Origin of the sequence: Albidovulum sp., from assembly GCF_008933605.1 — a bacterium.
GTDB lineage: Bacteria > Pseudomonadota > Alphaproteobacteria > Rhodobacterales > Rhodobacteraceae > Albidovulum.
Genome location: NZ_WBUS01000192.1, coordinates 1 through 5,241, shown reverse-complemented (window position 1 = coordinate 5,241; position 5,241 = coordinate 1). Strand labels below are relative to the sequence as shown.

The 5,241-nt window shown below is 69.4% G+C and carries 8 protein-coding genes; 3 read left to right on the top strand and 5 right to left on the bottom strand.

All coding sequences use genetic code 11. From position 1 onward, the window contains the following. Positions 1-57: 57 nt before the first annotated feature. Positions 58-516, bottom strand: a complete 459-nt coding sequence (locus F9K34_RS16865) for a hypothetical protein (protein ID WP_291338278.1) — start codon at positions 514-516, stop codon at positions 58-60. A 356-nt stretch (positions 517-872) separates the two neighbouring features. Here F9K34_RS16865 and F9K34_RS16860 point away from each other — a divergent pair, with 356 nt between their 5' ends. Next, positions 873-1,460, top strand: coding sequence for a thymidine kinase (locus F9K34_RS16860; protein ID WP_291338277.1), 588 nt, complete (start codon positions 873-875; stop codon positions 1,458-1,460). Positions 1,461-1,478: 18 nt separating this feature from the next. Here the strand turns inward: F9K34_RS16860 and F9K34_RS16855 are convergent, their stop codons facing one another. From F9K34_RS16855 to F9K34_RS16840, 4 genes are all read right to left on the bottom strand, one after another. Continuing rightward, positions 1,479-1,814 (bottom strand): tRNA-binding protein, encoded by a 336-nt coding sequence (locus F9K34_RS16855; RefSeq protein ID WP_291338276.1) that lies wholly within the window; start codon positions 1,812-1,814, stop codon positions 1,479-1,481. Beyond that, positions 1,811-2,623: a pyrroline-5-carboxylate reductase gene (gene proC / locus F9K34_RS16850; RefSeq protein ID WP_291338275.1), complete on the bottom strand. Its 813-nt coding sequence runs from the start codon at positions 2,621-2,623 to the stop codon at positions 1,811-1,813. The genes F9K34_RS16855 and proC overlap by 4 nt, the downstream gene beginning before the upstream one ends. 72 nt (positions 2,624-2,695) lie before the next feature. After that, positions 2,696-3,199 (bottom strand): YbjN domain-containing protein, encoded by a 504-nt coding sequence (locus F9K34_RS16845; protein ID WP_291338274.1) that lies wholly within the window; start codon positions 3,197-3,199, stop codon positions 2,696-2,698. A gap of 218 nt (positions 3,200-3,417) precedes the next feature. Beyond that, on the bottom strand, positions 3,418-3,699 hold the full coding sequence (locus F9K34_RS16840; RefSeq protein WP_291338273.1) for an accessory factor UbiK family protein: 282 nt from the start codon (positions 3,697-3,699) through the stop codon (positions 3,418-3,420). Positions 3,700-3,813: 114 nt separating this feature from the next. Between F9K34_RS16840 and lgt the strand changes: the two genes are divergently transcribed. Beyond that, positions 3,814-4,695: a prolipoprotein diacylglyceryl transferase gene (gene lgt, locus F9K34_RS16835; protein WP_291338272.1), complete on the top strand. Its 882-nt coding sequence runs from the start codon at positions 3,814-3,816 to the stop codon at positions 4,693-4,695. Continuing rightward, positions 4,692-5,241 (top strand): SAM-dependent methyltransferase (locus F9K34_RS16830; RefSeq protein ID WP_291338271.1); only part of this gene is annotated, 550 nt, incomplete at its 3' end. The genes lgt and F9K34_RS16830, both read left to right, overlap by 4 nt.

Below are 5,241 nucleotides of genomic sequence, written 5' to 3'. Positions count from 1 at the left end.
GTCGGGACGGAAAACCGACGCGAAACCGACGGAAGTCCGACGCCGGTCCGACGTCCCTCAGCGCGCCTCGTCCTCGAGGTGCAGCTTCATGTCGATCAGCACCTTCTGGATCGCCAGCGTCTCGTTCAGGAGCCGCTTGGCCTCGTTGATCGTGATGCGCCCGTCCTGGATCGACTGGTTGTATTCGGCCATCAGCATGGCGAAGCGCTGGCTCAGCGCCACCACGTCGGAGTTGACGCCCCCCGGCCCGCTGTTCTTCCGCTCCTGGTCGTAGCTCAGCGTGATGCCCCTGAGATCGGCGAGCGCGGCGGTGACGTGGGGGAAGCGCGCGGCGGCCTCGAGCGCCGCCACCACGTCGATCGGCATGAAGCGGTCGGCGTGCTCGGCATCGGCGGAATAGTAGCGCCCGAGCGTCGCCTTCGACTTCCCGCAAAGCCCGGCCGCGGCCTCGATGCCGACGTCCTTCACCAGCGCTTCCGTGTGCTTTTTCAGATAGTTGTCGACCTTGCTCGTCACTCTGAACGCTTTCCCGTGCCCCGTCCCGGGGGAAATCCTACCTGCCATTCCCCTTAATGGCTCGCCGCTCGTTTGTCATTCGTTATCCGTCCCCCGTGTACAGGGGGCGGGTGTGAGTGCCGGCGGCCCGAGGCCGGTCTGCGTTGGGATCGCCGTGCCTTCGGCGGGTGGGAAGGTCGAAGCCGGCCCGTCCGGCAGCAGCACGGCGAGCCTTCCTTCGTGACGAGTGACCCGCCGTCCGCGGCTCAAGGCGCGGCGGGGTGGTGACGGCCCGAAGCGGCGGGCCTGGGGGATCGAAAGGGTGGGTTCCCCCGGTGCCGCTTGCGGATGCGGGCGCGCCCCAGCTATCAGGGCGCATGGCCAAGCTCTATTTCCACTACTCGACCATGAACGCAGGCAAGTCGACGCTGCTCCTGCAGGCGTCGCACAACTACCGCGAACGCGGCATGGCGACCTATCTCCTCACCGCGCGCCTCGACGACCGCGCCGGCGCGGGCCGCATCGCGAGCCGCATCGGCATCGGCGAGGCGGCGGACACCTACGACGCCGGCACCGACCTCTTCGACGTCATCGCCACGAGGCTCGCCGAGGGCCCGGTAGCCTGCGTCTTCCTCGACGAGGCACAGTTCCTGACGCGCGATCAGGTCTGGCAGCTTGCCCGCGCCGTCGACGATCTCGGCGTGCCGGTCATGTGCTACGGGCTCCGCGTCGATTTCCGCGGCGAGCTCTTTCCGGGCTCGGCCGCGCTCCTCGCGCTCGCCGACGAGATGCGCGAGGTCAGGACGATCTGCCATTGCGGCCGGAAGGCGACAATGGTCGTGCGCCGCGGTCCGGATGGCCGGGCGCAGAGCGAGGGCGCGCAGGTGCAGATCGGCGGGAACGAGACCTATGTCTCGCTCTGCCGCCGCCACTGGCGGGAAGAGATCGGCGACCGCGTGATCTGATCGCGCGGCCCCGGCGGCTCAGTAGAGCCGGCCGCCCAGCGGCACGTCGTGCCGCGGCCCGATCAGGACGACCTCGCCCTCAGCGTCCGGCACGCCGAGCACCAGCACCTCGGACATCACCTTGCCTATCTGCCGGGGCGGGAAGTTCACCACGGCGAGCACCTGACGGCCGATCAGGCCCTCGGGCGTGTAGTGCCGGGTAATCTGCGCCGAGGACCGCTTTTCGCCGATCTCGGGGCCGAAATCGACCCAGAGCTTGAAGGCCGGCTTGCGCGCCTCGGGGAAGGGTTCCGCCCGGGTGATCCGGCCGACGCGGATGTCGACCTTCAGGAAATCGTCGAAGGTGATGGTCATTTCCCCAGCTCCCGGCCGCGTTCCGCCGCCGCGTGGACGGCTTCCCTCAGCAGCGCGGGGAAGCCGCGGCCTTCGTCCATCAGCACCTTCAGTGCCGCCGCCGTGGTGCCGCCGGGCGAGGTGACGTTCACGCGGAGCTGCGCGGGGTCCTCCGCCGCCGCCTCGGCCAGCGCCCCGGCCCCGGCGACCGTGGCCTTGGCGAGCTTCATGGCGAGCGCCTCGGGCAACCCCTCGGCCGCGCCCGCCGCCGCGAGCGCCTCGATCAGGTGGAAGACATAGGCCGGGCCCGAGCCGGAAACGGCGGTGACGGCGTCCATCTGGTGTTCGCCCTCCAGCCGGACCACCTGCCCCACGGCCGAGAGCAGCGCCTCGGCCAGCGCCAGATGCGCCTCGGTCGCCCGCGCGTTGCCGCAGATCGCGGTGATTCCGCGGCCGATGGCGGCGGGGGTGTTGGGCATGGCGCGCACGATCGGCGTTGCCGCCCCGAGCGTCGCTTCGTAGCTGGCGATCGTCGTCCCCGCCGCGACCGAGAGGAAGAGCGTCCCGCCCCCGCCGAAGCCGGCGAGCGCCGGAAGCGCCTCGGCCATCATCTGCGGCTTGACGGCGACGAGCACGATGGCGGGGCCGGGCGGAAGCGGGCCGTCGAGATGCACGCCCTGCGCCTTGAGCCAGTCCGAGGGATGGGGTTCCCGCACCCAGACGCTTCGTGCCGGCAGCCCGCCCTTGAGCCAGCCCGCCAGCATCGCCGAACCCATCTTGCCACAACCGAGAAGCACCAGCCCCCGATCCCGCAGTTCCCCCATGTCCATATCCGCCTCCATCGTCGCGCGGGCGAAGATGACCGATCCGGCGACCGAGGGAAACCCCGTCCGATGCCGCCTTCAGGCGCGGCCGTAGGCGCGGCCCATGGCCACGTCCATCGCCTTTTCCGGGCTCTCGTCGCCCCAGCAGACGAGCTGGAAGGCCGGGTAGAAGCGTTCGGCCGCCGTGACCGCGTCGGAGATCATCCGGTCGATCTGTTCGGGCCCGGCGATCTGCCCGCCGACGAGCGACAGGCCATAGCGCCAGACCATCAGCCGCTGCTCGCGCCAGAAGGAAAAGGCGCCGGACCAGACCATGTCGTTGGTGCGGTTCAAGGTCTCGTAGAGCGCGGGCAGGCGGTCCTCGGGCGGATCCATCTCGAAGGTGCAGATGAGCCTCAGGGTCTCGTCGTAGCCCGACCAGGCCAGCGTGATCGAGTAGGTGCGCCACTGGCCCTCGACCGCCATGGCGATTTGGTCGTCGGTCACCCGGTCGAAGTCCCATTCGTGGTGTTCGGCGAGCGTCTCGACAATGTCGATGGGATGCAGGTCCTCGCTGTCGAGGAAGCTGTCGGAAACTGCCATGCCCGGCCTCTGTCCTTCTGGCCCCAGGCAGGCCGCAGCCTACAAGGGGCTGGGTGAGCTACAAGGTCCGGCGCTTGCCCGACGCCGCCCTACCCCATATGGTGTAGGCATATCCCGGACCTGTAAAGCGAAATCTTGGGCCTTCGCGGGTCGCGAACGCAATTCCCTGTGGACAGATCAAGCGGTGGCGCGCAATCCGCACCCCACCCATGGGCGGGTCAGTCCTTGGATTTCCCGCCGCGCCCGGTGCTGGCCATCGTGCCGACCGCCTCGAGCGCGGCGATCCGTGCCTTCAGCGCCTCATTTTCCTCGCGCGCCTTCTGGGCCATGGCGCGCACCGCCTCGAATTCCTCGCGCGTCACGAAATCGCGGTCGGCGAGCCAGCGGTCCATCCAGGACTTCATCGCCGTCTCGGCCTCGGTCCGGGCTCCCTGAGCCACGCCCATCGCGCTGGTCATGAGTTTCGACATGTCATCGAAGAACTTGTTCGGACCGCTCATCGCGCGCCTCCATTCCGGCCGTTGCCCTTGCCGCCTATATGCGTGGGGCGGCGCGAAAGCTCAAGGTTGACTCTGTCGCGGGCAAAGGCTCTGAGAAGCGGGAAAGGAGTGACGATGCAGGCCGCCATCCCCTTCCCCGACATTTCCTCCGAGGTCTTCTCGGTCGAGCTTTTCGGCGCCCATCTGGCGCTCCGGTGGTATGCGCTCGCCTATCTTGCCGGACTCGTCGGCGGCTTCCTGGTGATCCGGCGCCTGATGCGCCGCGCCGCGCTCTGGCCGGGGAACCTGGCCCCGATGGCGCCGGAGCGTGCCGACGACCTGCTGACGGCGATCATCCTCGGCGTGATCCTCGGCGGGCGGCTCGGCTTCGTGCTCTTCTACCAGCCGCTCTACTACCTCGCGCATCCCCTTGATATCGTGAAGGTCTGGGAGGGCGGCATGTCCTTCCACGGCGGATTCCTCGGCGTTCTCGTCGCCGGGCTCTGGTTCACCCGCCGCAACGGCGTTCCGGCAATGCAGCTTTCCGACGCCATGGCATTCGTCGCGCCGATCGGGCTCTTCTTCGGCAGGATCGCAAATTTCGTGAACGCCGAGCTCTGGGGGCGGCCGACCGACCTGCCCTGGGGCGTGATCTTTCCGGGGACCGATGCGCAGGACTGTCCCGGTGTCCTCCCGGGGCTCTGCGCTCGCCATCCGAGCCAGCTATACGAGGCGGGGCTCGAAGGGCTCGCGCTCGGCCTTCTCCTCTGGTTCCTCGTCCGGACGGGCGCGCTGAAGCGGCCGGGCCTCGTCACCGGCGTCTTTCTCCTGGGCTACGGCGCCGCCCGCTTCGCGGTGGAGTTCGCGCGCCAGGCTGACGCGCAGTTCATCTCGCCCGGCAACCCGCTCGGCCATGCCCTGCAACTCGGCGGGTTCGGCCTCTCCATGGGCCAGATCCTGTCGCTGCCGATGGTCCTCGCGGGGCTCTGGTTCATCACCCGGGCACGCCCGGCATGACGCCCTTGGGCCATCTGCTCGCCCGCCGCATCGCGCTCGAGGGGCCGATTCCGCTCTCGGACTACATGGCCGAGTGCCTCCTGAACCCGGCGCACGGCTACTACGCCACGCGCGACCCCCTTGGCGCGGCCGGCGATTTCACCACCGCGCCCGAGATCAGCCAGATGTTCGGCGAGCTTCTCGGCCTCTGCCTCGCCCAGTGCTGGCTCGACCAGGGCCGCCCTTCCCCGTTCGCTCTGGCCGAGGTCGGGCCGGGGCGGGGCACGCTGATGGCCGACATGCTGCGCGCCATGCGCTCCGTGCCCGGACTGCCCGCGACCGCGGAGGTGCATCTCGTCGAAGCCTCGCCGGCACTTCGCGCCCGCCAGGCCATGACCCTGACCGGAGTTGCGCCCGAGTGGCACGACCGGGTCGAGGACCTGCCGGACCTGCCGCTTTTCCTCGTGGCGAACGAGTTCTTCGATGCCCTGCCGATCCGTCAGTTCGAACGGCGGGGCACGGGCTGGGCCGAGCGCCAGGTCGGGCTGGCGGAGGGGCGCCCCGCCC

Coding starts and splice junctions, on each gene's coding strand:
- F9K34_RS16840 (WP_291338273.1), bottom strand. CDS start 3,699: ATGAGCGGTCCGAACAAGTTCTTCGATGACATGTCGAAACTCATGACC.
- F9K34_RS16845 (WP_291338274.1), bottom strand. CDS start 3,199: ATGGCAGTTTCCGACAGCTTCCTCGACAGCGAGGACCTGCATCCCATC.
- F9K34_RS16860 (WP_291338277.1), top strand. CDS start 873: ATGGCCAAGCTCTATTTCCACTACTCGACCATGAACGCAGGCAAGTCG.
- proC (WP_291338275.1), bottom strand. CDS start 2,623: ATGGACATGGGGGAACTGCGGGATCGGGGGCTGGTGCTTCTCGGTTGT.
- F9K34_RS16855 (WP_291338276.1), bottom strand. CDS start 1,814: ATGACCATCACCTTCGACGATTTCCTGAAGGTCGACATCCGCGTCGGC.
- lgt (WP_291338272.1), top strand. CDS start 3,814: ATGCAGGCCGCCATCCCCTTCCCCGACATTTCCTCCGAGGTCTTCTCG.